The 26,370-nt window shown below is 63.9% G+C and carries 24 protein-coding genes, 1 tRNA gene and 1 pseudogene; 14 read left to right on the top strand and 12 right to left on the bottom strand.

The window, feature by feature from the left end; all coding sequences use genetic code 11:
• Window positions 1-227: 227 nt before the first annotated feature.
• The 3 genes from NXT3_RS17205 to NXT3_RS17195 form a co-directional block, all read right to left on the bottom strand.
• Window positions 228-2,636 carry a circularly permuted type 2 ATP-grasp protein gene (locus NXT3_RS17205; RefSeq protein WP_097526698.1) on the bottom strand — a complete coding sequence of 803 codons (2,409 nt, stop codon included), beginning with the start codon at window positions 2,634-2,636 and terminating at the stop codon, window positions 228-230.
• Window positions 2,637-5,963 carry a transglutaminase family protein gene (locus NXT3_RS17200; RefSeq protein WP_097526697.1) on the bottom strand — a complete coding sequence of 1,109 codons (3,327 nt, stop codon included), beginning with the start codon at window positions 5,961-5,963 and terminating at the stop codon, window positions 2,637-2,639.
• 126 nt (window positions 5,964-6,089) lie between these two features.
• Window positions 6,090-7,124 carry an aldo/keto reductase gene (locus NXT3_RS17195; protein ID WP_037420310.1) on the bottom strand — a complete coding sequence of 345 codons (1,035 nt, stop codon included), beginning with the start codon at window positions 7,122-7,124 and terminating at the stop codon, window positions 6,090-6,092.
• A gap of 108 nt (window positions 7,125-7,232) precedes the next feature.
• On the opposite strand from NXT3_RS17195, the gene NXT3_RS17190 reads away from it, so the two are divergent.
• Window positions 7,233-8,186, top strand: a complete 954-nt coding sequence (locus tag NXT3_RS17190) for a LysR family transcriptional regulator (protein ID WP_037420307.1) — start codon at window positions 7,233-7,235, stop codon at window positions 8,184-8,186.
• Window positions 8,187-8,233: 47 nt separating this feature from the next.
• Here NXT3_RS17190 and NXT3_RS17185 read toward each other — a convergent pair whose 3' ends face one another.
• Together NXT3_RS17185 and NXT3_RS17180 are read right to left on the bottom strand one after the other, a co-directional pair.
• On the bottom strand, window positions 8,234-8,998 hold the full coding sequence (locus NXT3_RS17185) for a VOC family protein (RefSeq protein WP_097526696.1): 765 nt from the start codon (window positions 8,996-8,998) through the stop codon (window positions 8,234-8,236).
• Window positions 8,999-9,054: 56 nt separating this feature from the next.
• A complete protein-coding gene (locus NXT3_RS17180; RefSeq protein WP_037420303.1) occupies window positions 9,055-9,528 on the bottom strand; it encodes a DUF1579 domain-containing protein in 474 nt (157 codons plus the stop codon).
• 260 nt (window positions 9,529-9,788) lie between these two features.
• Here NXT3_RS17180 and NXT3_RS17175 point away from each other — a divergent pair, with 260 nt between their 5' ends.
• A complete protein-coding gene (locus NXT3_RS17175) occupies window positions 9,789-10,259 on the top strand; it encodes a MarR family winged helix-turn-helix transcriptional regulator (RefSeq protein WP_097526695.1) in 471 nt (156 codons plus the stop codon).
• Here the strand turns inward: NXT3_RS17175 and NXT3_RS17170 are convergent, their stop codons facing one another.
• On the bottom strand, window positions 10,260-10,721 hold the full coding sequence (locus tag NXT3_RS17170) for a MarR family winged helix-turn-helix transcriptional regulator (RefSeq protein ID WP_097526694.1): 462 nt from the start codon (window positions 10,719-10,721) through the stop codon (window positions 10,260-10,262).
• Window positions 10,722-10,814: 93 nt separating this feature from the next.
• Between NXT3_RS17170 and NXT3_RS17165 the strand changes: the two genes are divergently transcribed.
• A complete protein-coding gene (locus tag NXT3_RS17165; RefSeq protein ID WP_037420295.1) occupies window positions 10,815-11,219 on the top strand; it encodes a GFA family protein in 405 nt (134 codons plus the stop codon).
• 3 nt (window positions 11,220-11,222) lie between these two features.
• Here the strand turns inward: NXT3_RS17165 and NXT3_RS17160 are convergent, their stop codons facing one another.
• Together NXT3_RS17160 and ilvD are read right to left on the bottom strand one after the other, a co-directional pair.
• On the bottom strand, window positions 11,223-11,798 hold the full coding sequence (locus NXT3_RS17160; protein ID WP_037420293.1) for a nucleoside 2-deoxyribosyltransferase: 576 nt from the start codon (window positions 11,796-11,798) through the stop codon (window positions 11,223-11,225).
• A 111-nt stretch (window positions 11,799-11,909) separates the two neighbouring features.
• A complete protein-coding gene (gene ilvD, locus NXT3_RS17155) occupies window positions 11,910-13,748 on the bottom strand; it encodes a dihydroxy-acid dehydratase (RefSeq protein ID WP_104840022.1) in 1,839 nt (612 codons plus the stop codon).
• Between the two features lie 315 nt (window positions 13,749-14,063).
• Between ilvD and NXT3_RS17150 the strand changes: the two genes are divergently transcribed.
• The 4 genes from NXT3_RS17150 to NXT3_RS17135 all read left to right on the top strand — a co-directional run bounded on the left by NXT3_RS17150 (window position 14,064) and on the right by NXT3_RS17135 (window position 19,066).
• The gene (locus tag NXT3_RS17150) at window positions 14,064-17,324 is read left to right on the top strand and encodes an adenylate/guanylate cyclase domain-containing protein (RefSeq protein WP_104839746.1); all 3,261 of its coding nucleotides are present in this window, start codon (window positions 14,064-14,066) and stop codon (window positions 17,322-17,324) included.
• 90 nt (window positions 17,325-17,414) lie between these two features.
• Complete coding sequence (locus NXT3_RS17145; protein WP_104839745.1) at window positions 17,415-18,095, top strand: peroxiredoxin-like family protein; 681 nt, start codon at window positions 17,415-17,417, stop codon at window positions 18,093-18,095.
• A 280-nt stretch (window positions 18,096-18,375) separates the two neighbouring features.
• Window positions 18,376-18,543 carry a hypothetical protein gene (locus tag NXT3_RS17140; protein WP_083854105.1) on the top strand — a complete coding sequence of 56 codons (168 nt, stop codon included), beginning with the start codon at window positions 18,376-18,378 and terminating at the stop codon, window positions 18,541-18,543.
• A gap of 202 nt (window positions 18,544-18,745) precedes the next feature.
• Complete coding sequence (locus NXT3_RS17135; protein WP_097526690.1) at window positions 18,746-19,066, top strand: DUF982 domain-containing protein; 321 nt, start codon at window positions 18,746-18,748, stop codon at window positions 19,064-19,066.
• Window positions 19,067-19,847: 781 nt separating this feature from the next.
• On the opposite strand, the gene NXT3_RS17125 is transcribed toward NXT3_RS17135, so the two are convergent.
• Both NXT3_RS17125 and NXT3_RS17120 read right to left on the bottom strand, forming a co-directional pair.
• The gene (locus tag NXT3_RS17125; protein ID WP_104839744.1) at window positions 19,848-20,357 is read right to left on the bottom strand and encodes an Hsp20/alpha crystallin family protein; all 510 of its coding nucleotides are present in this window, start codon (window positions 20,355-20,357) and stop codon (window positions 19,848-19,850) included.
• A 95-nt stretch (window positions 20,358-20,452) separates the two neighbouring features.
• Entirely contained in the window at window positions 20,453-20,914 is a 462-nt protein-coding gene (locus NXT3_RS17120; protein ID WP_037420281.1) for an Hsp20 family protein, read from the bottom strand.
• Window positions 20,915-21,250: 336 nt separating this feature from the next.
• On the opposite strand from NXT3_RS17120, the gene NXT3_RS17115 reads away from it, so the two are divergent.
• From NXT3_RS17115 to NXT3_RS32450, 7 genes and pseudogenes are all read left to right on the top strand, one after another.
• A complete protein-coding gene (locus NXT3_RS17115) occupies window positions 21,251-21,565 on the top strand; it encodes a co-chaperone GroES (protein WP_037420378.1) in 315 nt (104 codons plus the stop codon).
• 29 nt (window positions 21,566-21,594) lie between these two features.
• On the top strand, window positions 21,595-23,223 hold the full coding sequence (gene groL / locus NXT3_RS17110) for a chaperonin GroEL (protein WP_097539772.1): 1,629 nt from the start codon (window positions 21,595-21,597) through the stop codon (window positions 23,221-23,223).
• Window positions 23,224-23,367: 144 nt separating this feature from the next.
• A pseudogene (locus tag NXT3_RS17105) lies at window positions 23,368-24,155 on the top strand (PDZ domain-containing protein); the annotation flags it as partial.
• 79 nt (window positions 24,156-24,234) lie between these two features.
• Window positions 24,235-24,591: a hypothetical protein gene (locus NXT3_RS17100; RefSeq protein ID WP_199773306.1), complete on the top strand. Its 357-nt coding sequence runs from the start codon at window positions 24,235-24,237 to the stop codon at window positions 24,589-24,591.
• A gap of 83 nt (window positions 24,592-24,674) precedes the next feature.
• A complete protein-coding gene (locus NXT3_RS32455; RefSeq protein ID WP_272938910.1) occupies window positions 24,675-25,133 on the top strand; it encodes an ABC transporter permease in 459 nt (152 codons plus the stop codon).
• Window positions 25,052-25,288 (top strand): ABC transporter permease subunit, encoded by a 237-nt coding sequence (locus NXT3_RS32950; protein WP_272938909.1) that lies wholly within the window; start codon window positions 25,052-25,054, stop codon window positions 25,286-25,288. Before NXT3_RS32455 ends, NXT3_RS32950 begins: the two co-directional genes overlap by 82 nt.
• A 48-nt stretch (window positions 25,289-25,336) precedes the next feature.
• Complete coding sequence (locus NXT3_RS32450) at window positions 25,337-25,534, top strand: hypothetical protein (RefSeq protein ID WP_234819794.1); 198 nt, start codon at window positions 25,337-25,339, stop codon at window positions 25,532-25,534.
• A gap of 93 nt (window positions 25,535-25,627) precedes the next feature.
• Here the strand turns inward: NXT3_RS32450 and NXT3_RS17090 are convergent.
• Together NXT3_RS17090 and cpdR1 are read right to left on the bottom strand one after the other, a co-directional pair.
• A tRNA-Val gene (locus NXT3_RS17090) sits at window positions 25,628-25,702 on the bottom strand.
• A gap of 302 nt (window positions 25,703-26,004) precedes the next feature.
• Window positions 26,005-26,367 carry a response regulator CpdR1 gene (gene cpdR1, locus NXT3_RS17085; protein ID WP_037389271.1) on the bottom strand — a complete coding sequence of 121 codons (363 nt, stop codon included), beginning with the start codon at window positions 26,365-26,367 and terminating at the stop codon, window positions 26,005-26,007.
• Window positions 26,368-26,370: the final 3 nt, after the last annotated feature.

The raw sequence follows: 26,370 nt of genomic DNA, 5'->3' as shown, positions 1-26,370 counted from the left end.
CGCGATGCGGTCTCGGTTCGTGGCTGAAACCCCTCCCCAACCCCTCCCTACAAGGAGGAGGGGCTAGGCGCCCGCGGCGATCGCCTGTCATTCCAGACTTGCGTCGAGCACAGAGGCTGACGGCGAGGAGGGGAGGGTGCGGCAAAGAGTTCCTCTCCCCCTTGTGGGGACGGGCTGGGGAGGGGTATTCGCATGCTTCGTTAGCCGCCATGCCGCCTTATACCATTCTAGCCGAGGTAGGTTTGGGCGAGCAGGTCGGAAAGTCTTTCCAGATCCTGCTCCAACCGCCTGTAGACCGCCTCGGTCATTGCCTCGGGCGTCATCACCGCAAGGCCGGAGTGAAGCCGCATCGTCTCCCGGTAGAAGGGCGACATCTGGCCGTTGACGAAGGCATTCGGCAGCAGCTCTACCTCCGTCTTGATCTCGTTCAATTGGAAGAGCACCGAGCGTGGGTTGAGCGGATCGAGCGCCAGCAGGTCGGTGACCGTCAGGGCGGCCGTGTTGACGTTGTAGCGGCGGCGATGGGTCATGACGCTGTCGCCGATCTCGAGCAGCATGTCATAGGCGCCGTCCGGAGCCTCCGGTCCGGACATATGGCCGAGCAGCCGCGTCATGTGCAGGCCGCGCTCGAGATAGCGCCCGATCGACAGGAAGCGCCAGCCGGTAAAGCGATACATGTTTTCGTGGACGAGACCGGCAAAGCCCGCCAGCTTGCGCAGGAGGATGGTCATCGCATGGGTCGCGTCGTCGCCGGCCTGAACGGTCGCGTGGAACTTGCGCGCCGTCTTCGACAGGTCGTTCAGCGCGAGCCAGCCGTCGGGAGAGAACCTGTCGCGAATGTTGCCGGCGCTGAATAGGGCGCTGTCGATATTGGCGAGCAGGCTGGCAGGCACCGGCTGGCGCGTGCTGATATCGAGGGCCGCGAGATAGCTGCTGACATCCTTCAGGAGCGGCATGTTCGGATCCGCCGCCTCGGCGAAACGGGCGTGCCAGGCACGCAGGATCCGGAGCGCACCCTCCGCCCGCTCGATATAGCGGCCGAGCCAGAAGAGATTGTCCGCCGCGCGGCTCGGCAGGCTGCCCGGCAGGTTGCGGGTGAAGCTCTCCTCGGCCGGCAGCAGCGTAGTGCGCTCGACCGGCTTTTCGCTGACGATCCAGACATCGGCGGCGGTGCCGCCCGCCTGCATGGCGATCGCCGCCACGTCGTCGCCGGAGCCGATGCGGGCGAAGCCGCCGGGCATGATCTGCCAGCCGTCGCGGGTGCGCGCTGCAAAGACGCGCAAGCTCATCGGCCGCGGCGTCAGCCGGCCGCGCACCCAAGCCGGCGTCGTCGACAGCGTCACCACCTCCTGCCCGACCAGCTTGCCTCCGCCTGCCGCCAGCCATTCGGCGGCCGAAGTCTTGGTGGTTTCGCGCAGCGCCGCACCGAGCACCGATTGCCCGTTGTCGTCGAAGAACGGCCGCGTCGAATAGGCCGGGCCAATGACCATGCCCTCGATATTGCTCGCGACGTGCTGACGCTCCTGTTCCTGGCCGCACCACCAGGTGGCGATCGACGGCAGCTTCTGCTCTTCTCCAAGCAGGTGGCGGCAGAGCGTCGGCATGAAGGCGAGGAAGGCGCGCGTCTCGAGAATGCCGGAGCCGATCGCGTTTACGATCGAGACGGAACCGCCGCGTAGCGCTTCGACGATGCCGGGCGTGCCGATATGGGAGGATTGATTGAGTTCGAGCGGATCGGCAAAGGAGGCGTCGAGGCGGCGCCAGAGCACGCCGATCGGCTTCAGGCCGGCGACGGTGCGCACCATCACCCGGCCGCCGACGACCGTCAGGTCCTCGCCTTCGAGCAGCATGAAGCCGAGATAGCGGGCGATATAGGCATGCTCGAAATAGGTTTCGTTGGCGATGCCGGGCGAGAGCACGGCGATGCGGTCGTCCGGATGCAGCTTTTGCGCCTGAAGAGTGTCGCGGAAGGCCCCGAAGAAGCTCGCCAGGCGACGGACGTGGGTTTCGGCGTAGAGGTTGGAAAAGGCGCGCGTCGTCGCCACGCGGTTTTCAAGCGCGAAGCCTGCGCCGGACGGCGCCTCCGTCCGATCGGCAAGAACCCACCAGGTGCCGTCAGGCCCCCGGCCGATCTCGAAAGAACAGAAGTGCAGGAAATGTCCGTCTGCCGGCTTTACGCCGACCAGCGGGCGCAGGAACTGCGGATTGGAGCCGACGAGCGCCGGCGGCAGCAGACCTTCGCCCACCAGGCGGTTCTCGCCATAGATATCTGCAACGACCTTCTCCAGAAGCTCGGCCCGCTGGATCAAGCCTTCCGAAACGGCGGCCCATTCGGCTTCGTCGATCAACACCGGTATGTGCGAAAGCGGCCAGCTTCGTTCGGTGTTTTCCTTGCCGTAGGCGCGATAGAAGACGCCGGCGTCGCGCAGATAGCGGTCGGCACGGGCGAAGCGGTTGGCCAGCTCCGTTTCGTCCATGCGGCCAAGAGCGGCGAGCAGCCGCTGCCAGACCGGCCGGACATCACCCTGCGGGTCGAGCATTTCGTCGGCGACCCCCGGCAGGGCGCGATAGCCGAACGCCGGGTCGCCATCGAACCGCCCCTCGCCTGTTGCCTCTGCCGCCTGCTTCTTCGCCATTTACACTCCTGCCGGACGCCTCAAGTCGAGCGTCAGGGGAAACTCCGCCGAGGGTGCCTCGGATCGCAGCCGATACATGCCGGTCGTGTGCCCCCAGGGTTCGAAGCGCGCCAGCCGGCGTGCCTCCGCCTCGTTGCCGTTGACCGGAAAGGTCTCATAGTTACGCCCGCCCGGATGCGCAACATGGTAGACGCAGCCGCCGATCGCCCGATTCGACCATGTATCATAAACGTCGAATGTAAGGGGAGTGTTCACCGGCAAAACAGGGTGCAGGCCGGATGCCGGTTGCCAGGCCTTGTAGCGCACGCCGGCGACGGCGACGCCGTTCGTACCGGTTTTCGACAGCGGCACCGGCCGGCCGTTGCAGGTCACCGTGTACCGATCGGGGTTGCCGGTTTCGAGCTTCACCTGCAGGCGCTCGACGGAGGAATCGACATAGCGCACCGTGCCGCCGATTGCACCCTGCTCGCCCATCACGTGCCAGGGTTCGAGCGCCTGGCGGATTTCGAGCTTCGCCTCCTCGTATTCCACCTCGCCGCAGAAGGGGAAGCGGAATTCAAGCTGCGCCGCGAACCATTCCGGCCGGAGGTCGAAGCCGTGCGCTTTCAAATCAGCGAGAACGTCGAGGAAATCCTGCCAGACGTGGTGCGGCAGCATGAAGCGGTCGTGGAGCGCGGTGCCCCAGCGAACGAAGCTGCCTTCGACAGGGTTTTTCCAGAAACGGGCGATGAGCGCGCGGACCAGCAATTGCTGGGCGAGCGACATGCGGGCATTGGGCGGCATCTCGAAGCCGCGGAACTCGATCAGGCCGAGGCGGCCGGTCGGACCGTCGGGCGAAAACAGTTTGTCGATGCAGATCTCGGAGCGGTGCGTGTTGCCGGTGACGTCGACGAGCAGATTGCGGAACAACCGGTCGACGAGCCACGGGAGAGGCGGCACGCGGCCTGCGCCGGGCGAGGGCACCTGCGCCAGGGCGATCTCCAGCTCGTAAAGCGAATCGTGGCGGGCCTCGTCGATGCGCGGCGCCTGGCTGGTCGGCCCGATGAACAGGCCGGAAAAGAGATAGGAGAGCGAGGGATGGCGCTGCCAGTGCAGAACGATGCTCTTCAGCAGATCAGGCCGGCGCAGGAAGGGACTGTCATTGGGGCTGCGGCCGCCCACCACCACGTGGTTGCCGCCGCCGGTTCCCGTGTGGCGGCCGTCGATCATGAACTTGTCGGCACCGAGCCGGCTCTGGCGCGCCTCCTCGTAGATCGTCGTGGTGATGTCGACGCATTCGCCCCAGTTCGAAGCCGGGTGGATATTGACCTCGATCACGCCCGGGTCGGGTGCCACGCGGATGACGTTGATGCGCTCGTCTTGCGGTGGCGGATAGCCTTCGATATGGACGCTGAGGCCGAGCGCCGCGGCGGCCTTTTCGGTCGAGGCGATCAGATCCAGATATTCCTCGATGCTCGTGGTCGGCGGCATGAAGACACTCAGCCGGCCGTCGCGCGGCTCGACGCTGAGGGCGGTTCGCACCGAGCCGCCGATCTCGTCGCGCGAGGCGGGCAGCGGCGTCTGCGGCTCTTCGAAGGGCTGGAAACGTGACTGCTGGGCGCGTCCCTTCTCTTCGGCGAAGTCCGGCAAGTCTCCGCGCGAAACCGTGGGGTCGACGGGGTTGATATAGGGATAGGACGAGGGGGAGATATGGGGAAGGGAGGCGAGCGGCAGGCGATAGCCGACCGGGCTGTCGCCCGGCATGAGAAAGATGCGGCCGCGCCGCGTCGTCCACTTCTCGCTCGTCCATTTCCGGCCAGAGGCCCGAGAATTCCAGGCCTGCACCGGCAGCACGTAGCCGGTCGGCGTCGTCAGGCCGCGCTCGAAGACGCGGGCGAGACGGCTGCGCTCCTCCGGGTCCTTGAGCTTCGAGTTGGACGGATCGACATTGTCCGGCAGGTTCGCTTCCTTGACGATCCATTCTGCCGGATCCTCATAGGCCGGAACGACCATGTCGGCGGCGACGTCGAGCTCGCCGGCGATCGCGACCAGCAGGCGCTCGGCATCGCGCTCGGTTACATTATTCCTGCCGCGTTCCTCGGCGATGAGCTCCGGCCGCTGCCAGATCGGCAGGCCGTCCCGGCGCCAATAAAGCGAGAAGGTCCAGCGCGGCAGGCTTTCGCCCGGATACCACTTGCCCTGCCCGTAGTGCAGGAAACCGCCCGGCGCGAAGCGCTCGCGCAGGCGGCGAATGAGGGCGTCGGCCTTTTCACGCTTGGTCGGGCCGACGGCGGCGGTGTTCCATTCGTCGGATTCGAAGTCGTCGATCGACACGAAGGTCGGCTCGCCGCCCATGGTCAGGCGCACGTCGTTGTCGGCGAGCACCCGGTCGACCTCGTTGCCGAGCGCGTTGAGCGCCTCCCAGCTCTCGTCGGAAAAGGGCTTGGTGATGCGCGGATGCTCGGCGACGCGCGCGACCTTCATGTCGAAGGCGAACTCAGTTCTCGTGTCAGCATCGCCGAAGAAGCCGCCGGAGATCGGTGCGGCGTTGCGATAGTGCGGTGTGGCGGCCAGCGGAATGTGGCTTTCGCCGGTCAGGAGGCCGGAGGTCGGATCGAGCCCGATCCAGCCGGCGCCGGGAAGATAGACCTCGGCCCAGGCATGCAAGTCGGTAAAGTCGTGCTCGGTGCCGGAGGGACCGTCGAGGGCCTTCAGGTCGGGCGTTAGTTGAATGAGATAACCGGAGACGAAACGGGCGGCAAAGCCGAGATTGCGCAGGATCTGCACGAGCAGCCAGCTCGAATCGCGGCAGGAGCCCCTGGCGAGCCCAAGCGTCTCCTCCGGAGGCTGGACGCCCGGTTCCATCCGGATGACGTAGCCGATTTCCTTCTGCAGCCGCGCATTGAGGCCGACGACCATGTCGACGGTGCGCTGGGGCGAGCGATCGACGCCCGCGAGAAATACGGAAAGCCTTTCGCCCGCCGGTTCCGGCGTCATGTAGATCTTCAGGTCCTCGCTGAGGTCTTCAGGGTACTGAAACGGCCAGCGTTCGGCCTCCTCCTCGACGAAGAAGTCGAAGGGATTGTAGACGGTCATGTCGGCGACGAGATCGACTTCGATCTTCAGTTCCGTCACCGGATCGGGAAAGACATAACGGGCGAGATAGTTGCCGTAGGGATCCTGCTGCAGATTGACGAAATGGTTCTCCGGCGAGACCCTCAGCGAGTGGCTGATGACCTTCGTCTTCGAATGGGCAGCCGGTTTCAACCTGATGATCTGCGGCGAGAGCCTTACCGGCCGGTCATATTTGTAATGAGTCAGATGATAGATACTGGCCTTAATCGACATGCAGCGTTTTTCCCCTCGATGGCGGGTCCGTCGCCCGCCATTCGAGACGACTTTGTGCAATGCAAAGAAAGAAAGCAAGCCGAAACCGAGACTTGGCCTGGGCCGGTCAATGTGCTCGATTCAGTATCAGACGGGCGGTGGATTGATCCTCGCGAAGCCCTCCTGCCGGTAGTAGGGGAAGTGAGGATAGGGCGCCGTCGTCGCGCTCGCCGCATCGAGGCGGGCGATCTGCTCGGCCGCCAGCGACCAGCCGCCGGCGCCGAGGTTCTGGCGGAGTTGCTCCTCGTTGCGCGCCCCGATGATGACGCTCGACACGGTCGGGCGCTGAAGCAGCCAATTGATCGCGATTTGCGGCACCGTTCGACCGGTTTCCTTCGAAATCTGATCTAGCACCTGGACGATGTCGTACAGCTTTTCGTCGTCAACCGGCGGCCCGAAAGCGGCGGTGTCGTGCAGCCTGCTTCCTTCGGGCCAGGGCTCGCCGCGGCGGATCCTGCCGGTCAGCCGGCCCCAGCCGAGTGGGCTCCAGACAAGCGCGCCGACACCCTGGTCGAGGCCGAGCGGCATCAGCTCCCATTCGTAGTCCCGCCCGACGAGAGAGTAGTAGACCTGATTGGCGACGTAGCGTGGATAGCCGTGGCGATCGGCAACCGCGAGCGACTTCATCAATTGCCAGCCGGAGAAATTGGAAACGCCGACATAGCGCAGCTTGCCGGAGCGCACGAGCATGTCGAGGGTCGACAACACTTCTTCGACCGGGGTGCCGGCATCGAAGGCGTGCAATTGCATCAGGTCGATGTAATCGGTGCCGAGCCGTCTCAGCGCCGCGTCGACGCCTTTGACGAGGCGTGCGCGGGACGAGCCGGCATCATTCGGTCCGTCGCCGGTCGGCAGCGATATCTTCGTCGAGACGAGCACGGCGTCACGCCGCCCCTTGATCGCCGCTCCGAGGATTTCCTCGGAAGCGCCATCGGAATAGACATCCGCCGTGTCGAAGAGGTTGACGCCCGCCTCGAGGCAGATGTCGACCAAGCGGCGGGCCTCCGCTTCCGCCGTGGTGCCCCAGGCACTGAAAAGCGGCCCCTTGCCGCCGAACGTGCCAGCCCCGAAGCTGAGCGCCGGCACCTTCAGGCCGGACGAACCAAGCCGTCGATACTCCATTCCAAGAACTCCTTAGTGCTCATGTCACCCATGCGAGGAGAAAGATGGAGCGGACGGCGTTTTGGATATAGACTGGCAACGGGAACATTATCTGTGAGTTGAGTTCACATGTCACGACCCTCGGTCAACCGCTCGGGTGAGATGGAAGTCTTCGCGAAAGCGGTGGAGCTCGGCGGTTTCTCCTCCGCCGCCCGCCACTTCCGCATGACGCCGTCCGCCGTCAGTAAGCTCGTGCTGCGCCTCGAAGAAAGGCTCGGAGTCCGGCTCGTCAACCGTTCGACGCGTAAGCTCCAGCTTACGCCGGAAGGCCATGCCTTCTACGAGCGCACGACGCGGATACTTTCCGACATCGACGAGGCGGAACGCTGCGCTTCGGCCGGCGAAAGCCCGACCGGCAGGGTGCGGCTGAACGTCAACGCCTCGTTCGGCACGCATGTCCTGATGCCGCTGGTGCCAAAGTTCCGCGAGCGATTTCCGGCGGTCACCCTCGATATCGTTCAGACCGATGCGGTGGTCGACCTGATGGAGGCGCGCGCCGATGTGGCGGTCCGGGCGGGGCCGCTCAAGAGCTCGACACTGATCGCCCGCAAGCTCGGCGCGACGCGGATGGTGATCGTTTCAGCCCCGTCCTATCTCGCGCGCAACGGCATGCCCTCAAGTCTGGATGAACTGCGGGCCCATGACCGGCTCGGCTTCTGCTATGCCCGCGCGGTCGACGGCTGGCCTCTCCGGCAGGCAGGCGAGACGATCGTGCTGCCCGCTTCGGGAGCGGTGCAGGTCAGCGACGGCGAGGGCTTGCGGCACCTCGCCCTTGCCGGCGCCGGGCTGGCCCGGCTTGCCGAGTTCACCGTGCGCGAAGACATGCGTGCCGGCCGGCTGCTGCCGGTGCTCGAGGACTTGAACCCGGGCGACCTCGAAGAGATCCATGCGGTTTTCCTGGGGCAGGGCGGGGCTCTCCCCTCCCGTGTGCGTGCGGTTCTCGACTTTCTTGCGAGCCATGCCCGCGTGACGCCGATGCTGCCCGACGAGCTCGATCGGCAGCGGTTGGGTGTGTCGGGATAGAAGAAGGCCCGCGGGGACCGCGAGCCATTTATTGATTGGCGCTTGCGTCAGCGCTTCGGTGCGACAAGCGCGAAAACTGCGCCCTGCGGGTCGGCGCCCTGCACGATCCAGGCGCCGCCAGGCACCTCCATCGGATCCTGAATGATCTTGCCGCCGCCGGACGTGACCCGATCGATCGCCGCATCGAGCGCCTCGACGTTGAAATAATAGAGCCAGTAGGGTGGCGCGGGGATTTCCTTCGGCTTGGTCATCATGCCGCCGATCGGCCGGCCGTTGAAGGCGAAGATCTGGTAGACGCCCATTTCGCCCATGTCCATCGTCTGGTCCTTCGTCCAGCCGAACAGCTTCGAATAGAAGTCGAAGGCGGTGTCGAGGTCGCCCGCCATCAATTCATGCCAGCCGACGTTGCCGGCTCCCATCTGGTCCATGGCCGGCGGCGGTTCGCCATCGCCCTTGAACAGCGCGAAGGCAGCGCCATGCGGATCGGTGACGATCGCGAAGCGGCCGACGCCGGGAATGTCGTCCGGCGCGCGGTGGACGGTACCGCCGGCGGCGGCGAGCTTGTCGGCGGTCGCGTCGACATCATCGACTGCCACATAGCCGAGCCAGGCCGGCGGCACCTTCATCTCGAGCGCACCGTCGGGCATGGTCATCAGGCCGGCGATCTGGTGCTCGCCCTTGGAAAAAAGCGTGTAGTTCATGTCCGGCATCCCCGCGTCGCGGGCGGACCAGCCGACAACGCTCTTATAGAAGGCTTCCGCGGCCTTCGTGTCCGTCGTCATCAGCTCGTACCAGATGAATTTCCCGTGCATTGTCGATCCTCCGGTTTGGGTCTATGCAGGCGACGCAGCGATCGCCATGGCTCCAGCTATCGGCGGCGATACTCCGCCCTCATCAGTTCCTTCCAGTCTCCGTCTGCCGCCTGGACGCGGGCCGTCAGCACCCTGCGGTTGGCGTCGATCAGCGTTATTCTGTCCTGGTATCTGGCGGACTTGCCTGGGTTCTCAAAGTCCGGGCCCTCGCAATTCAGAGCGAGCGTCTTGCCGTCGTCTTCGATCTCGCCGTCATAGACCCACATATGCGTCATCATCGAGCCGACCCACGTGCCGAGATAGCGGCCGGTCAGCGGATTGAAGCCCAGCGTCATCAGGGTCTGGCCGGAACTTCCGTCGGGCATGGTGCCTTGCCCTTCGCAAACGACCCAGAGTCCCTGCATCGAACGGACATTCTCGACCCATGGCTCACTCGACCCGCCGCTTCCCATCGACTCTTCCGACGTGACCGTCCATTCACCAAGCAGCTGTTCCAGCCATCGGTGTTCTTCCTGAGGCTCTGCTTTCACGTTCTCCTCCTTGGTTTTTTCGATTGCATCGCCGTGGTCTGCCGCGCCTCGATGCTACGCGGCACAGAGCGTCAGATAGGGCCGACGGCCCTTAAGTCCATTCGACCGCGGCAGGCAGGCGTGCGGTCACAGTCAATCGTCATACAGGTCGCAGTGGCGAACGAATTCCGTGCTCGAATTCTCATGGGTGAGAACGTCGAACGGTGGATGCATCGCCATTTTTGCTTGACTATTTAGGTTGATATCAACATTAGTCGAGCATGTCAAAGCTGCCGCTCATCCCCTTCTCGACCACGATCGTCGTCAGGGACAGCTGTCTGTGCCTGCATGTCCAGCGTGCCGCCCGGGCCCTCGCCCGCCGTTTCGACGAGGCGCTGAGGCCGCTCGACATCACCAATGGGCAGTTCTCGCTGATGATGTCGCTCAACAGGCCGGAACCGCCAAGCATGAGCGCGGTCGCGTCGCTTCTGGCGATGGACCGCACGACGCTGACGGCAGCGCTGAAACCGCTCGAGCGCCGCGGTCTCGTCGAGACCTTCGTCGATCCCGATGACAGACGGCTGCGCCGCCTGCGATTGACGGAAGCGGGAGAGCGGCTGCTGGCGGAAGCCGTCCCGATCTGGCAGCGCACGCATGCTGCGGTCGATGCGCAACTCGGCGACGTAGGTCCCGACCGGCTGCGGACCGACCTCCTCGCTCTCACGGAAACGCCGGCGATATGCGGCGCGTGATCAGGTCGGCGCGCGACGCTCTCCGAGCAGCGCGGCGAGTTCGGCGATCAGCGCCGTCGCCTGCCGCAGCCTCTCCTCTCCCATCTCAGCGCCAAGCGCGTTCGCCCAGACGGCCTGCCTTGCCGTGATCTCTGCGAGCGCCGCTTCCCCGCCGGGCGTGAGCGTCATCAGCTTGGCGCGCTGATGTGCCGGATTCTGCCGGTAGGCCAATAGGCCCTCGGCTTCGAGAATATCGGCGATGCGTTGCACGCCCTGCCGCGCCAGTCCGAGGGCGCGGGCCGCCTCTGCCACCGACAACGTCGAATGCCTTGCCGCAGCCAAGACCTGCCAGCGGGCGCTGGTCTGGCCGGATGGCTGCGCCAGCCTATCTCCTTCCGAGGTCAAGTGTCCGGCAAGGCGCAGGACCGAGATGGCGAACTCGGCGAAGGCGTCGCCGGAGGGAGTCCGTGAGGGCTGATTCATGTTGACAACATATTGTCATTTGCGATAGATGTACTTTGACAATAAGTTGTCATATTGGTTGATGATTGGCAAGAGAGCGCCGGGAGGAACGGGATGAAGATGACCTACAAGGGCAGCTGCCACTGCGGACGTATCCGCTATGAAGTCGATGCCGATCTCGAGGCCGGCACCAGCCGGTGCAATTGCTCCTATTGCTCGAAGACGCGCTATTGGGGCACGCTGGTGAAGCCGGAGGACTTCCGGCTGCTCTGCGAAGAAGCAAGCAGTGGCGACTATCAGTTCAACACGATGAGCGGCCATCATCGCTTCTGCCCGACTTGCGGCGTGTCGCCCTACGGCACGGGAAATGTCGAAGAGCTCGGCGGCGCCTTCGTCTCCATCAACGTTGCCTGCCTCGACGATATCGATCCGGCGGTGCTTGCCGCCCTGCCGATCCAGTATATGGACGGGCTGCACGACAACTGGTGGAATGTGCCGGCCGAGACGCGGCACCTTTGAACATCAGCGACAGCTGAGCTTGCTGACTGCGGCGTCGAGACATGTCTCGAAAGCGGCGAGATCGGTGTAGATCGCATCGGGCCGGGCGTCGCCGACAATGACGACGCCGCCGCGGCGCTCGATGCCCGCATGCAGCATGAGGTTGTCAATCAGGCCGAAATCCTCGACCGACAGCCCGCCCGGATCGCGCAATTGACCGGCGGGATCCGGCTGCACAGCTCCCTTGAAGTGTTCGACAACACGGGCGGCGTGGTCGCGCGCCACATTCGTATAGGCGAAGACCGGCTTGCCGAGCGCGCACATGAAACCAAGCTCGAAGGTGGTGCCGGTATCGGCGGCAATCCCGCGAAAGGGCGTCAGATTGGCGATGATCGCGTCTGCTTCGAGCATCATCCGTTCATCCACGGCGCTGATCGCTGCCGCCCGTTCCCGTTTTGAATTGGTCGGAGGGATCTCAAGGTCACCCGGCGAAAGCGGTATCAGTCCGGCGGCACGCGTCAGAGACGCCTTGCGGTCGAGCATTTGGCGCGCGTTCGGAAGGAAGACTTCAGGTCCGGCCAAATAGACCTTCTTCGCCATGATTTCAGCCCCTGCACAGACAACATGGTTCGATCAGTGTTGCAATCGAGGCTCCGGAGCGGATGACGCTCACCCGGTCCGGGGCACCACTTTGAGCTGACGCGGTTTGGCTTAGCGGTCGCCGAGATCCCGCACCGCGCCGCGGTCGGCGGAGGTCGCGAAGGCGGCATAGGCCTTGAGCGCAGTCGTCACCTTGCGCTTGCGCGGCTCGGCCGGCTCCCAGCCTTTTGCGTCCTGCTCGGCGCGGCGCCTGGCAAGCTCGGCTTCGTCCACCCTCAGGCTGATGGTGCGGTTCGGGATGTCGATATCGATCATGTCGCCCTCGCGGACGAGCCCGATCGTGCCACCATTGGCCGCCTCGGGCGAGACATGGCCGATCGACAGCCCGGAGGTGCCGCCGGAGAAGCGGCCGTCGGTGATCAGCGCGCAAGCCTTGCCGAGGCCCTTCGACTTCAGATAGCTCGTCGGATAGAGCATCTCCTGCATGCCGGGGCCGCCCTTCGGCCCCTCGTAGCGGATGACGACCACGTCGCCGGCCTTGATCTCGTTGCCGAGGATCGCCTTGACGGAGGCATCCTGGCTCTCGAAGACGCGGGCCGGGCCGGAGAATTTGAGGATGCTCTCGTCAACGCCGGCCGTCTTCACGATGCAGCCGTCAAGCGCGATGTTGCCCTTCAAGACCGCGAGGCCGCCGTCCTTGGAGAAGGGATGTTCGACCGAACGGATGACGCCCTTTTCCCGGTCGGTGTCGAGGTCGTCCCAGCGCGCCTCCTGGCTGAAGGCAACCTGCGTCGGGATGCCGCCCGGAGCGGCGCGGAAGAAGTTGCGGACAGTCTCGCTCGATGTGCGGGTAATGTCCCAGCGATCGATCGCGTCGCCGATCGTCTCGCTGTGCACGGTCGGGCAATCGCGGTTGATGAGGCCGCCTTTTTCCAGTTCGCCGAGGATCGACATGATGCCGCCGGCGCGGTGCACGTCTTCCATGTGGACGTCGCTCTTCGCCGGCGCGACCTTCGACAGGCAGGGAACCTTGCGCGACAGCCGGTCGATGTCGCCCATGGTGAAGTCGACCTCGCCCTCGTGGGCGGCGGCGAGGATGTGCAGCACGGTGTTGGTCGAGCCGCCCATGGCGATGTCGAGCGCCATGGCGTTTTCGAAGGCCTTCTTGCTGGCGACCGAGCGCGGCAGCACGCGCTCGTCCTCCTGCTCGTAATAGCGGCGCGCCAGGTCGACGACGAGATGACCGGCCTCGACGAAGAGGCGCTTGCGGTCGGCATGGGTCGCGAGCGTCGAGCCGTTGCCGGGCAGCGACAGGCCGAGCGCTTCGGTCAGACAGTTCATCGAGTTGGCGGTGAACATGCCGGAGCAGGAGCCGCAGGTCGGACAGGCGGAACGCTCGATGACCTTGACGTCCTCGTCGGAGACGCTGTCGTCGGCGGCAGCGACCATGGCGTCGACGAGGTCGAGCGCGTGCTTCCTGCCGTGCAGCACGACCTTGCCGGCTTCCATCGGCCCGCCGGAGACGAAAACGGCCGGAATGTTGAGGCGCAAGGCTGCCATCAGCATGCCGGGCGTGATCTTGTCGCAGTTGGAGATGCAGACCATGGCGTCGGCGCAATGGGCGTTGACCATGTATTCGACGCTGTCGGCGATGATCTCGCGCGACGGCAGCGAATAGAGCATGCCGTCATGGCCCATGGCGATGCCGTCATCGACCGCGATCGTGTTGAATTCCTTGGCGACGCCGCCGGCCGCCTCGATCTCACGGGCGACGAGCTGCCCGAGATCCTTCAGATGCACGTGGCCGGGCACAAACTGGGTGAAGGAGTTCACCACCGCAATAATCGGCTTGCCGAAGTCGCTGTCCTTCATGCCCGTCGCGCGCCAGAGGCCGCGAGCGCCGGCCATGTTGCGGCCGTGGGTGGTGGTGCGGGAGCGATAGGCAGGCATGACGTGTTCCTTCACGGACGAATATCGATACGCGAATATAATGGCGATGATGGAGCGCCTTGCAGGCGTACTAGCGCAAATTTGCGCGCGCGTCATCTTTCGCGTCAGATTATTTCCGCCGCATGAGCGCCGCGCCGCGCCGGTCATTCGTCGCACATTCGAGGCGGCGTTTCCTTGAGGGTTGCCGACCTGCCGCTTCACCTCCGCCTGCAAGGCGCATTGCTTGCCAAGCCACGTCAACAAGTCCATTGTTTTCGGCATTCCGACCTGTGCCGCGGACGTCTCGCGGCGGGTGGGTATCGAGGTTCGTCGGCGATGAACTGCCATGAATGCGGTAGCGAGATAGAGAGCGGCTTCGCGTTCTGCCCGAAATGCGGCGCCAAGCAGCAGAGTTCGTGCTCTGCTTGCGGCTATCTCTGCGCGCCGCATTTCGCCTTCTGCCCGCGCTGCGGCACCCGGCTCGGAGCGCCGGCGGATGTCAGACCGGCTCCAAAGCCGCCGGCGGTAGGCGTCGCGCAGGCGCCTGCAGCACCCTCACCGGATATCGGCGCCGACCGGCGTACCGTCACGGTCCTGTTCGCCGATCTCTGCGGTTTCACCGGTCTCAGCGAGCAGATCGATCCGGAAGTTCTGCAGGCGCTGCAGAACGAGCTCTTCGAGGCGCTGACGAGTGCCGTCGAGACGTTCGGCGGCTTCGTCGACAAGTTCATCGGCGATGCGCTGCTTGCCCTCTTCGGCGCCCCGGTGGCGCATGAGGATGATCCGGAGAGGGCCCTTCGGGCCGCATTGGAAATGCTCGAGCGGACCGCGCAGGTGAGCGAGCGCTGGCATGGGCGCATCGGCCTGCCGCTCAGCCTGCATATCGGCGTCAACACCGGCCCGGTCGTCACCGGCGGCTTCGGGGCGCGCGACGCGAAATCCTATTCGGTCACCGGCGACACGGTGAACACGGCGCAGCGGCTGCAGACGATGGCGGGGCCGGACGAAATCCTGGTCGGGCCGGTGACGCACAGGCTTACCCGGCACGCCTTCGCCTATGAGACGCTCGGCGCCGTCGCGCTGCGCGGCAAAACCGGCAGCCTTCAGGTGCATCGCCTGACCGGCGCGCTCGCGGCGCCGCGCCCGGCCAGGGGTCTCGACGCCCTCGGTCTCAGCGCTCCGCTCATCGGACGCAATGCGGAGATCGGCCGGATGCGCGACTGCCTGGCGCTCGCCTGCGCCGGTACCGCGCAAGTCGTCCGCCTGACCGGCGAAGCCGGCATTGGCAAGTCGCGTCTGGTGGGCGACTTCCTGGCCGCCATCGGCGAGGACCCGCGCTTTGCGCAGGTGGTCGTCAGGCGCGCGGCCTGTTCTCCGCTCGGCGAGCCGTCCTACGGGATGCTCGCCGCCGTGCTCGGCAGCGCCTACGGCATACCGGCCGGCGGCACGGCGGAGGAAATGCAGGAGCGGCTGGCTTCCGGTCTCGCCGAAATCGGCTTCACCGCCGATGAACTCGGTGAGGCGATGCCGCTTCTCTTCCATATTCTCGGAATGGGGGACCGGGACGGCGCCCTGCAGCACGTTCCTCCCGACCAGGTCCGGCGCCAGCTCCTCTCGGTCATCCGCACCATGTTCGAGCGGCGGCTCGAACGGACGCCCTTGCTCATCGTGCTTGAGGACCTGCATTGGGCGGATGCCGCTTCGCTAGAGGCGTTGCGCTTCGTGCTCGACCGGCTCGATCGCCGCCCCTTGATGCTGATCACCACGCAGCGGCCCGATTCCGGCCCGGAGCGCTTGGCTCCGGGGCGCACAAGCGTAACCGCATTGCGTCTCGGATCGCTCTCTCCCGCCGACGGACAGCGGCTCCTTGCGGGGTTCTTCGGAGAGAATTGCCTGCCTCAAGGCCTGCGCCGGCAAATTCTTGCGCGCGCCGGCGGCAACCCGCTGTTCATCGAGGAAATCGTCCGCGGCCTCATCGAACTTGGAACCCTCCGGCGCGACGGATCCCGGTGGCAGGTGGCCGCGGGCGAAGCAAGCGTCGACATTCCCGCTGGCATCGAGGCGATGCTGCTGGCGCGCATCGACCGCCTGCCGCCGGAGGTGCGCCGCCTCGTCCATGGCGCCGCCGTCATCGGCCCGCGCTTCGACGCGGAGCTGCTCGCCGCCATCTCCCCGCAATCCGGCGACGTCGCGACGGGACTGGAGTTGCTGTGCGACGCCGAAATCATCGAGGAGAGTGCCGGGGGCGGGACGCCGGCATCGCAAAGCTTTCGCTTCGTGCAGTCCTTGCTGCACGAAGTGGTCTACAACAATCTCCTCGTCAAGCGGCGAACGGAGATTCACGCGGCGATCGCCCATGCCCTGGAGCGCCGCCACGGGGAAAGCCCCGAGCGTTTCGAGGATCTGGCCGTCCTCGGGCATCACTACGGTCAGTCGGTCGACCGGGCCAAGGGGGCTCGCTACCTGATGGCGGCCGGAGACCGCGCAAGCCAGCTTTATGCCAACGAAGACGCGATCCGCTTCTATCGGCAGGCGATGGCCGCGCTGGCCACGCTTGGCGAAGAGGAGCCGGACTGGTTCGCCGCTCGCGAGCGGCTCGCCGATCTGCTGGTCCCCCTCGGCGAGCGCGCCCAGGCGGAGGAGCACTATCGTGCACTGCTCGATGCCCGTCCCGTCGCGGCGGATGCGGTAGCCTCTGCGCGGATCCTCCGCAAGCTCGGCCATCTTCTCTGGGAGGCCGGCAAGCGCGATCGGGCGCAGGCGCGCTTCACGGAAGCGGCCGGCCTGCTCGAGCGCGCCGAGGCACCGATCGAAAGCGCGTCGCTGCTGCAGGAGCGGGGTCATCTGGCTTTTCGCATGGGCGACTATCTCGGCGCGTCAGAATGGGCGGACGAAGCCTTGGAGAGGGTCAAGGCGCTTGGTCCCGACATGGGTGCCGAATCGAGTCGCGAGGTAGCCCTCGTCACCGCCGAGGCGTTGAATACAAAGGCGGTGGCCCTCGCGCGGCGCGGTCGCACGCGAGAGGCGATCGAGGCGGTGGAGACGAGCGTCAAGGTGGCCGAAGCGGCGGCCCTGATGCACGCGGCCTGCCGCGGCTATACCAACCTCGGCGTGCTCTACACGATCGTCGATCCGAAGCTCGCCATCGACGTCTGCCGGCGCGGCCTCGACATGGCCCGCCGTATCGGCGACCTCGGCTTCCAGGCGCGGCTCCTTGCCAATCTTGCAGTCGCCCATTGCACCTTTACCGACCGCTGCGCGGCCGAAGGGGTGCCGGCGGCGCAAAAGGCGATCGAGATCGACCGGGCGCTCGACCAGCGCGATCATCTGCCGGTCTCGCTGCTGGTGCTGGGGCAGATATTCCAGTGCCACGGCAGGCCAGCAGAGGCTCGCAGGCTCTACGGCGAAGCGCTCGATCTTGCCGGTGAAACGGACGAAGCGCAGGTGCTGTTTCCGTGCTATGATGGCTTGGCGACACTTTGCCTGGATGAAGGCGAGCTCGCCGAGGCCGAACGTCATTTCCGTTTGGCGCAAGAAATCTGCGAAAGTCACGATCTCGATCCGGAAGCCCTGGTGATACTGCCTTTCCTCGACTGAGCAGCCTTCACTCGGCAATGGCCCGGAAAGAGGCAGCGTCGCACGCCCCGAGAGGCCTGCGCTGCACGGCATGCAGGGAGGAGAACAGCCATGGCGGAGTATACCAGTTCCGGGCCGTTGCAGCCGGGCGACCGGGCGCCGAACGTGGTGCTCGACGCGATCACCCAGGAGGGCAAGATCGCCATTGATGATTTTCGGGGGCGCAAACCCGTTCTGGTGGGACTGTTCCGGGGCCTGCAATGCCCGTTCTGCCGCCGGCAGATCGCCACCATGGCGCAGCTCAAGGCCGCCCTCAACGAAAAGGGGGTAGAGACCCTGACGGTCGTCAACACGCCGATCGAGCGGGCCCGGCTCTATTTCCGCTACCATCCCCTGCCGAATTTGCTTGCCGCGTCGGATCCCGAGCGGCTTTCGCACCGAGCCTTCGGCCTGCCGAATCTCGAATTCACCGAGGATGAGGACGATTGGCCGCATAAATTGGGCATGCAGACGGTGATGTCGATGCGCCTCGACATGCCCGGCGAACTGCCGGAACCGATGAATCCTGTCGCCGCGTCAGCCTATCTCCAGAAAGCCGACGGCTATGAGATGACCGAGGACGACAAGCGGATGGAGGCGGCCGCCATGGCGCAGCTCGTCGGTGAGTTCCTGCTCGACCGCGACGGCGTCGTGCGGTGGTCCTTCACCGAAGCTTCGCCGGACGGCCGCAACATGTTCCGTTCTCCTACGCCGGACGAGGTGATGTCGGCTGCATCGCAGGTCCTCCATTGAGCGTGAGCGGCGGTGCCGGCCCGCCCTTCGGAACCGCTCCGGACAAACAAAAAGGCCGGGGTAAACCCGACCTTCCTCATCACCTTCCGCCTTTGCCAGTCCATCCGTGGTCAATGGCGAGGTGGGTTCTTCCTAGACGCTGTTCGTGACAAGTGCATGACGAGCAACCGAATACGCGATCGATTGCCGCGACAGGGAAGATCGATGCGCCGATACGATCCGCTTGAATGCAAGTTGGAACGTTAGCGCTTTCTAAAGAATTCATCGACAAGATGTCTATATGCGCGGCTTGCTACTGTTCATTGTTGCGTTGGCTGGTTTCTGGGCGATCGACCGGATCGCCTGCGAGGGGCGATACGGCCGCGCGGCCTGGCGCGAAGCAAAGCAGCAGGCCAATTCCGTTCGCTATCAAGTGGAATATTGGGTCGACGATATCGTCAGGCTTTAGCCCCCCGCCGATGGCAGAACCGGTTGCAACAGAAAAGGCCGGGCTCGCCCGACCTTCCTCATCACCTCTCGCCTTTGCCAGTCCATCCCCAGATGGCGAGCCAGCTGCTCGGATGATTGGTCAACTCGGGAAAGCGTTAGAAGCCTTGAAATCCGATCTGTTGGCGCCGATATTTTCTGCACTTCTTTTTCATCCGGTGTGAATGCGAAAGGAGGACATCATGCTTAACCCGGAACTGGTTTGGATGACGCCCGTCATCGTTCGCAAAAAGGACGGGACCCCGCAGGTCTTCGCCTGCGTCAACGATGCGCTTGATTTTCTCGAAGAGGACCTGGCCCTCCATCGAGGTGGAAAATACAGTCGAGCCGTTCAAACGTGCCGCCGTGCTCTGAACCGAATGACCCCAGTGGCCATCGCGCGCGAAGCGTTCATTGACGCCTGCCGAGATGCGGGCATGGCAGCGAGCGCGGATGCAATGTTCGGCGCGAAACCCGGTGCTGGCGGTCAACACTCGCTTGCCTAAAGGCTGGAGTCGGGGCACGCTTCCAGGCCCCGACCTATCGAGCAGCAACCCATGCGACCCGTCACCACGTTCTGAATGGCCCTGTCGTAAGGATTGCCCTAACCCCGCGACTCCGTCTCGCCTCGCTCGCGGGAATGTCCGGAAGTGCACGTCCGTCCAAACAAGTAATCAAGTCCGTCTTGAAGATTAATTTGCCCAAGATTACATCGTCTTACGCAGCGTGCGCAGCACGCGGAACAGCGTCAACAAGCTTCATTCGTGGCTCGGGCTCTGGTTGATCGTCTCGCCCTGCTGCAATTTGCGACACGCGCCGCTACTGAAAGGTACGGCGCTTCGGCCACAGCCGGTTACTGCTCCCCTCAAACTAGCGGCTCCTGTCGTCCACGACGATGTAGTTAAGTTTCCGTCTTTCCGCATAGGCAATGGCGGCCTCGCGGGATGGGAAGTTCGACCTGAGACAGCGTGTCACTCCCTCCGGTTTAGCCGATGAGATAGTCGATGACCGGCGGGTCTCTCCGTTCGAACACCAGCAGCCAAGGTCGCCTTGAGAGGCGCGCTGACGTCATCACGGAACGTGACGGACGAAAGATGCGTGCTACCGGGTCACTGTTTGGTTTTAGCCGGTCCTCAGCCGCCGGATGCTGGCTGTCGCCGATCTGCTCCGCGAATTTCCGATCATCGCTACGAGAGCTTTCCTGTCGAGAACGGCGTCCCGTAATGAGATAGGTTGTCGTCACCAGAATAGCCGGCCGGGCAATCGACCCGGCCGGCGGCGACGGTACTATTTGGCTTTATCGATGCTGATCCGCTTGACGTTGGCTCGCGCCTTCTCGGTCTTAGGCAGTGTCACCGAGAGCAGGCCGTTCCTGAACGTTGCGGCGACCTTATTCTCATCGACCTGGCCACCAAGAGCCAGCCGCCGTTCGAAGCGCCCGTAGTAGCGCTCTGTGAACCGGCGGCCCTTGTCCTCCGTTTCCGATTTCTTCTCGCCGCGAAGCGTTAGCACACCATCGTCCAGCAGCACCTCGACATCGTCTGGATCGATGCCCGGGACCTCCGCTATCACGCGGATTTCGTTGTCGTTCTCCTCGACCTCCACTGTCGGCCACGAGCCATTGAAGGACGTCGCAGCACCGAACAACGAGGGCTGGCCAAAACCTCGGAAGACGTCGTCAAACAGCCGGTTTACATTGCGGTGCAGCGAAAGGAACGGATCTAGGTCATCGCCGCGAAAGGCGCTTGGAACCTGGCTGCTGCTACGATTCCAGGGGATCAGGTCACGTACATTCATGGCTTCATCCTTTCTTCGGTTTCGTTCACGCCTTTTTTGCGCTCTCTCCCGGCCCTCGCCTTCGAAAACAGCCGAGGCTTGAGCGGCGCGCCGGTTTAGGCTGCCTTGTCGCCTTCGATCTGCTTCGAAGCGGGCTTGGTCACTTCGGTTTGGATGGTGATCCGATGTGGCTTCATCTCCTCAGGGATCTCCCTCCTGAGATTAATGACAAGCAACCCGTTTTCGAGCTTTGCGCCCTCGACAAAGACATGATCGGCGAGTTCGAATTTACGCGCGAACGGCCGCACGGCGAGCCCCTGATGGAGGTACTGTGCCTCCTCATCCTTGGACTTGGCGCCGTTGACCATGAGCATGTTCGCCTCATGGGTGATCGTTAGGTCGTCTTCGGCAAATCCCGCTACCGCGATTTCGATTCGGTAGGAATCTTCGCCAAGTTTCACGATGTTGTAGGGCGGCCAGTTTTCAGCGTTCAGACTGGCGTTTTCCAGCAGATCGAACATGCGATCGAAGCCGATGCTCGACCTGTAGAAGGGGGTAAAGTCGAGGCTTGTTCTCATAGCTACATCCTCCGTAGAGCAACATAGATACGAGGAAGCGCCAAGAAGCTCGGCGCTCCCTGACCAGGCCGACCCCAATGGGGCGTCGGCAGAAATGAGTTGGGGATCCCACCGCGTTACGTCAAGGGGGGTGGCGGGAAATGAAGCTATAAATTCATGGGATTAGCACTCACATGGATCGAGTGCTAAAAAATTGCGCCGCCCTCTTGAAACTCGAAAAATCAGAAACCAGATCGATTGGCGCGATGCCAAAACATCGTGCGTCCCGCGTCGGATTCGAGCCGGATGCGGCGCGGTGAGCTTCTATGAAATCTGTTTGTCCACGAGGTGAGCGACATGACGTTCCGTCCCCTGCATGACCGCATCCTGGTCCGCCGCATTGTAGCCGAGGAAAAGACGGCCGGCGGCATCATCATCCCCGATACGGCGAAGGAAAAGCCGCAGGAAGGCGAGGTCATCGCCGTCGGCCCGGGCGCACGCGATGACAGCGGCAAGCTCGTCGAGCTCGACGTCAAAGCCGGCGATCGCATCCTGTTCGGTAAATGGTCCGGTACAGAAATCAAGCTCAATGGTGAGGAGCTTCTGATCATGAAGGAATCCGACGTCATGGGCGTGATCGAGAACGAAGCCTCGGCGAAGAAGGCCGCCTGAGAGCCGGGCCAATTGGAGGAGTAGAAAAAATGGCTGCCAAGGAAGTGAGATTCCATACGGAAGCCCGCGAGAAGATGCTTCGCGGCGTCGACATTCTCGCCAATGCGGTGAAGGTGACGTTGGGCCCGAAGGGTCGCAATGTGGTGCTCGACAAATCGTTCGGCGCTCCACGGATCACCAAGGACGGCGTCACCGTCGCCAAGGAGATCGAGCTTGAGGACAAGTTCGAGAACATGGGCGCCCAGATGGTGCGCGAAGTGGCATCAAAGACCAGTGACATCGCCGGCGACGGCACCACCACGGCAACGGTTCTCGCCCAGGCGATCGTCAAGGAGGGAGCGAAAGCCGTGGCCTCGGGAATGAACCCGATGGACCTCAAGCGTGGCGTCGACAAGGCGGTGGAGGCTGTGGTCGAGGAGCTGCGCAGCAATGCCCGCAAAGTCACCAGAAACGATGAGATCGCCCAGGTCGGCACCATCTCGGCCAATGGCGACACGGAGATTGGCCGCTTCCTCGCAGAAGCGATGGAAAAGGTCGGCAACGAAGGAGTGATCACGGTCGAAGAAGCCAAGACCGCGGTCACGGAGCTCGAAGTCGTGGAGGGCATGCAGTTCGACCGCGGTTACCTCTCGCCCTATTTCGTGACCAATCCCGAAAAGATGCGCGTCGAGCTGGAGGAGCCCTATGTGCTCATCCACGAGAAGAAGCTGTCCAATCTGCAGGCGCTGCTTCCGGTTCTCGAATCTGTCGTTCAATCCGGCAAACCGCTGCTGATTATCGCCGAGGACGTCGAGGGTGAAGCGCTCGCCACGCTCGTCGTCAACAAGCTGCGTGGCGGCCTGAAGGTCGCTGCAGTGAAAGCGCCTGGTTTTGGCGACCGCCGCAAGGCCATGCTCGAGGACATCGCCATTCTGACCGGCGGTACTGCGATCTCCGAGGATCTCGGCATCAAGCTCGAGAACGTCACGCTCGAAATGCTCGGCCGCGCCAAGAAGGTGGTTGTCGAGAAGGAAAACACGACCATCGTCGACGGCGCTGGTTCGAAGACGGAGATCCAGGGTCGCGTCGCCCAGATCAAGGCGCAGATCGAGGAGACCACCTCGGACTATGATCGCGAGAAGCTGCAGGAGCGTCTCGCCAAGCTCGCCGGCGGTGTTGCCGTGATCCGCGTGGGGGGCTCGACCGAGGTCGAAGTCAAGGAACGCAAGGACCGCGTCGATGACGCAATGCATGCAACGCGGGCGGCTGTCGAGGAGGGCGTGCTGCCCGGCGGTGGCGTCGCTTTGCTGCGAGCCGTCAAGGCCCTGGACGGCGTTCAGACCGAGAACGCCGATCAGAGGCATGGCATCGAGATCGTGCGCCGTGCGATCGAAGCGCCGGTGCGCCAGATCGCCGAGAACGCGGGTGCCGAAGGCTCGATCATCGTCGGCAAGCTGCGCGAGAAATCCGAATTTGGCTATGGCTGGAACGCCCAGACCAACGAGTTCGGTGACCTTTACGAGCAAGGTGTGATCGATCCGGTCAAAGTCGTTCGAACCGCGCTGCAGGACGCCGCTTCTGTCGCCGGGCTGCTGATTACCACCGAGGCAATGGTCGCCGAGAAGCCGAAGAAGGAGGCGCCGGTTCCGCCGATGCCGCCTGGAGGTATGGACTTCTGACGGAAACGATGGGTTCGCGCCTCAGGGGCGCGGACCCATCGAACCATGGCTTGCCCCTCGATGGGTGAAGCGTTCGAACATCGGTTTGCAGCAGGGCGGCAGGAGCCCGAGATCGGCTCCAAGGAGGCCGGACCCGAGGCCCGTGTCAGCGCTCTTGGGCGTGGCGGCATCAATGTCGAGGGTTATGAGGATTTCATCCAGACCGACGCCTCGATTAATCCCGGCAATTCGGGAGGGGCACTGGTGACTGCCGATGGTCGGCTGGTCGGCGTCAGCACCGCCATCATCGCGCCGGCCGGCGGCAACGTCGGCATCGGCTTTGCGGTTCCGATCGCGATGGCCTCCGCCGTGATGCAGCAACTGATCGAGCATGGCGAAGTGCGGCGCGGCCGGATCGGCGTTTCCATTCAGGACCTCACGCCGGACCTAGCCGAGGCGCTCAGCATAGAGGAGACTTCCGGCGCCGTTGTCGGAAGCATTGAGCAGAATTCGCCGGCAGCGAGTGCCGGTCTGGCGATGTCATCATCGCCGTCAACAATCGCAAAATCACCGGCTCGGCAGATCTCCGCAATCGGATCGGTTTGGCTCAGGTCGGATCACAGGTCGAGATCGAATATCTGCGCGATCGGGCTCGCAAAAAGGTGACAATGCGCATTGAGCCGGCCGAGGCAAATGCTGAGGCCGATGCAACGCCCGCTCCCCTGCAGGGCGCGCAGTTCGAGGATGCGGCTGGTAATGTGGTTGTCTCCAGCATTGAAGGAGGAAGCGCAGCGGCGCGATCGGGTTTGCGCGCCGGCGACGTGATCATTGCCGTTAATCGAAAGCCCGTCGCCACCGTGGCGGAGCTCGCCGCGGCGTTGAAGGACGCCGGCGGCGCGATTGCGCTCGATCTGTTTCGCGGTGGCTCAAAACTGTTCCTGGTGATCGGTTAAGCGGCCGCCGCGCGCGTGAATGTCGAACGTTGAAGGGGAACGAGATGAGGAGCGCTGAGCCGCGACGGCATGACAGCACATGCTCAACGTGGTGCAAACGGTCTGCGATCGCATTGCGTTGTTTAGCAACGGCCGGATTGGATTCCTCGGCACCATCGAAGAGCTTGCCGACAAGATCGGGGGAGGCGCTTTCCTCATCGATGTCGAGGCCGATGGTATCGACCTTACCGAACTGGGCACGTCGGCCGAGGGCGTGACGTCGATCGCACCCGGTCGCCACGGCCATTGGCTGGTCGAAAGCGACCGCGATGTTCGCCCGGAGCTCGCCCGCCTCGTCGTCGATGCTGGTGGTTCCCTGAAGAATTTGGACCTGCGTCGGGCGCGGCTTGACCAGGCCTACAATCGGTATGTCCGGGAGGTTGTCCATGACGCGTGAAGGCTCACCCTTCAAGGTAGCGGCAACGATTGCCTTCAAGGAAGCGGCCGATCATATGACCAGCCGCGCGGATGCATCTGATCATGCTGCTCGTGCTGCTGACCGCGATCGGCGCCGTCTATGGTGCGATTGGGCGCATCACCGCAACCACAGCCGAGGATCCTTTCCTGTTCCTGAAGCTGTTGACGGAGGCGTGCGAGCCGCTTCCATCCTTCGCCGCCTTGCTTGGCTTTCTGTTGCCGCTGGTGGCGATCGCGCTGGGTTTCGACGCAGTCAACGGCGAATACGCCTGGCGGACAATAAGCCGGCTCCTGGCGCAGCCGATCTACCGCGATGCGGTTTTGTTCGGAAAGTTCCTCGGTGGCTTGCTTGTTATCGCAATCGCGCTGCTGAGGCTCTGGCTGCTCATGACAGGCCTCGGCATCCTGTTCCTCGGTCTGCCCCGTCGGCCGCCGACATCGTGCGGGGTGCCGCCTATCTCGCCGCGACGCTTGCCTACGCCGGTGTCTGGCTGGCGCTGGCGATCGCCTTCTCGACCTTGATCCGCTCGCCGGCGACCTCGGCGTTGGCCGCCCTGTCGGTCTGGCTGGTGCTTGCGGTGTTCTGGGACATGATCGCGCCGCTGTTTGCAGGCGCGCTGGCTCCCATCGATCCGCTCGAGCCGATGACGGTGGTGACACAGCTCGAAACGCAGTAGGCCATCAGCAGGTCCTCGCCTCAGACGCTTTACGGGGAAATCACCGGAATGCTGTTGAACCCCGCGGCGCGCTCGGTCGGTCCCTTGTTCTTCGATCAAGTCCAAGGCGCGATTGCCAGCGCACCGCTACCGACCGTGCAAAGCCTGCTGGTCGTATGGCCGCAGCTCTCGGGACTAGTCGCTGCGATGGTCCTGCTCTTCACTTTGGCCTACGTCGTCTTCCAGCGTCAGGAGGTCAGGGCATGATGGCTGCTCGGCGCGAAGCCGCCCGCACCTTGGCGCCATTAGCCACCAGAAACGACAAAGGGCTCAGCGGGACCGCTAAGCCCTTGAAAAGGATGGTGGGCGTGACAAGGATCGAACTTGTGACCCCTACGATGTCAACGTAGTGCTCTCCCGCTGAGCTACACGCCCATCCGATGCGGCGCATAGACCATAAAACCGGCGTGCGCGTCAATAGGCTTTTCGAAGGTTTTTTGACAGAAAGTTCGAAGGTGCCGGTGGGGCGGGACTTCGATGGGCGCGCGTTCGGCCTTTAGCCCGCTGCGGGCGCATCGGGCAGCTAAATGATTGAAATAACAGAGGTTGCTGCCGGAGGAACGGGCAGCGTGACGCGCGGCTTGCGAATTCTGGCGGGGCAAAGCGCAAGCGGAAGCCGATCAAGCAGATCGGCTTGGCCAGCCGTTTTGACAGATAGGGAAACCGCTTGGGGGGTCTCAGGCAGCCAGCATCTTGTTGACCTCGTCGACGAGGTCGCGAAGGTGGAAGGGCTTCGAAAGGACCTTGGCGTCCTTCGGGGCCTTCGAGTCGGGATTGAGCGCGACGGCGGCAAAGCCGGTGATGAACATGACCTTCAGGTCCGGGTCGAGCTCGGTCGCCCGGCGGGCGAGCTCGATGCCGTCCATCTCGGGCATAACGATATCGGTCAGCAGCAGCGAAAAGGGCTCTTCGCGCAGCCGGTCATAGGCGCTGGCGCCGTTGTCGTAGGACAGGACCTTGTAGCCGGCCTTTTCCAACGCCTTCACGAGGAAGCGGCGCATGTCGTTGTCGTCTTCGGCAAGGAGGATTTTCGCAGTCATGAA

The organism is Sinorhizobium fredii, assembly GCF_002944405.1.
Classification (GTDB): Bacteria; Pseudomonadota; Alphaproteobacteria; order Rhizobiales; family Rhizobiaceae; genus Sinorhizobium; species Sinorhizobium fredii_C.
The sequence above is the reverse complement of the archived record's forward strand: the minus strand, read 5'-3'. Positions and strand labels throughout refer to the sequence as shown.

Coding starts and splice junctions, on each gene's coding strand:
- NXT3_RS17205 (WP_097526698.1), bottom strand. CDS start 2,636: ATGGCGAAGAAGCAGGCGGCAGAGGCAACAGGCGAGGGGCGGTTCGAT.
- NXT3_RS17200 (WP_097526697.1), bottom strand. CDS start 5,963: ATGTCGATTAAGGCCAGTATCTATCATCTGACTCATTACAAATATGAC.
- NXT3_RS17195 (WP_037420310.1), bottom strand. CDS start 7,124: ATGGAGTATCGACGGCTTGGTTCGTCCGGCCTGAAGGTGCCGGCGCTC.
- NXT3_RS17190 (WP_037420307.1), top strand. CDS start 7,233: ATGTCACGACCCTCGGTCAACCGCTCGGGTGAGATGGAAGTCTTCGCG.
- NXT3_RS17185 (WP_097526696.1), bottom strand. CDS start 8,998: ATGCACGGGAAATTCATCTGGTACGAGCTGATGACGACGGACACGAAG.
- NXT3_RS17175 (WP_097526695.1), top strand. CDS start 9,789: ATGTCAAAGCTGCCGCTCATCCCCTTCTCGACCACGATCGTCGTCAGG.
- NXT3_RS17170 (WP_097526694.1), bottom strand. CDS start 10,721: ATGAATCAGCCCTCACGGACTCCCTCCGGCGACGCCTTCGCCGAGTTC.
- NXT3_RS17165 (WP_037420295.1), top strand. CDS start 10,815: ATGAAGATGACCTACAAGGGCAGCTGCCACTGCGGACGTATCCGCTAT.
- NXT3_RS17160 (WP_037420293.1), bottom strand. CDS start 11,798: ATGGCGAAGAAGGTCTATTTGGCCGGACCTGAAGTCTTCCTTCCGAAC.
- ilvD (WP_104840022.1), bottom strand. CDS start 13,748: ATGCCTGCCTATCGCTCCCGCACCACCACCCACGGCCGCAACATGGCC.
- NXT3_RS17150 (WP_104839746.1), top strand. CDS start 14,064: ATGAACTGCCATGAATGCGGTAGCGAGATAGAGAGCGGCTTCGCGTTC.
- NXT3_RS17145 (WP_104839745.1), top strand. CDS start 17,415: ATGGCGGAGTATACCAGTTCCGGGCCGTTGCAGCCGGGCGACCGGGCG.
- NXT3_RS17140 (WP_083854105.1), top strand. CDS start 18,376: ATGCGCGGCTTGCTACTGTTCATTGTTGCGTTGGCTGGTTTCTGGGCG.
- NXT3_RS17135 (WP_097526690.1), top strand. CDS start 18,746: ATGCGAAAGGAGGACATCATGCTTAACCCGGAACTGGTTTGGATGACG.
- NXT3_RS17125 (WP_104839744.1), bottom strand. CDS start 20,357: ATGAATGTACGTGACCTGATCCCCTGGAATCGTAGCAGCAGCCAGGTT.
- NXT3_RS17120 (WP_037420281.1), bottom strand. CDS start 20,914: ATGAGAACAAGCCTCGACTTTACCCCCTTCTACAGGTCGAGCATCGGC.
- NXT3_RS17115 (WP_037420378.1), top strand. CDS start 21,251: ATGACGTTCCGTCCCCTGCATGACCGCATCCTGGTCCGCCGCATTGTA.
- groL (WP_097539772.1), top strand. CDS start 21,595: ATGGCTGCCAAGGAAGTGAGATTCCATACGGAAGCCCGCGAGAAGATG.
- NXT3_RS17100 (WP_199773306.1), top strand. CDS start 24,235: ATGCTCAACGTGGTGCAAACGGTCTGCGATCGCATTGCGTTGTTTAGC.
- NXT3_RS32455 (WP_272938910.1), top strand. CDS start 24,675: ATGCTGCTCGTGCTGCTGACCGCGATCGGCGCCGTCTATGGTGCGATT.
- NXT3_RS32450 (WP_234819794.1), top strand. CDS start 25,337: ATGCTGTTGAACCCCGCGGCGCGCTCGGTCGGTCCCTTGTTCTTCGAT.
- cpdR1 (WP_037389271.1), bottom strand. CDS start 26,367: ATGACTGCGAAAATCCTCCTTGCCGAAGACGACAACGACATGCGCCGC.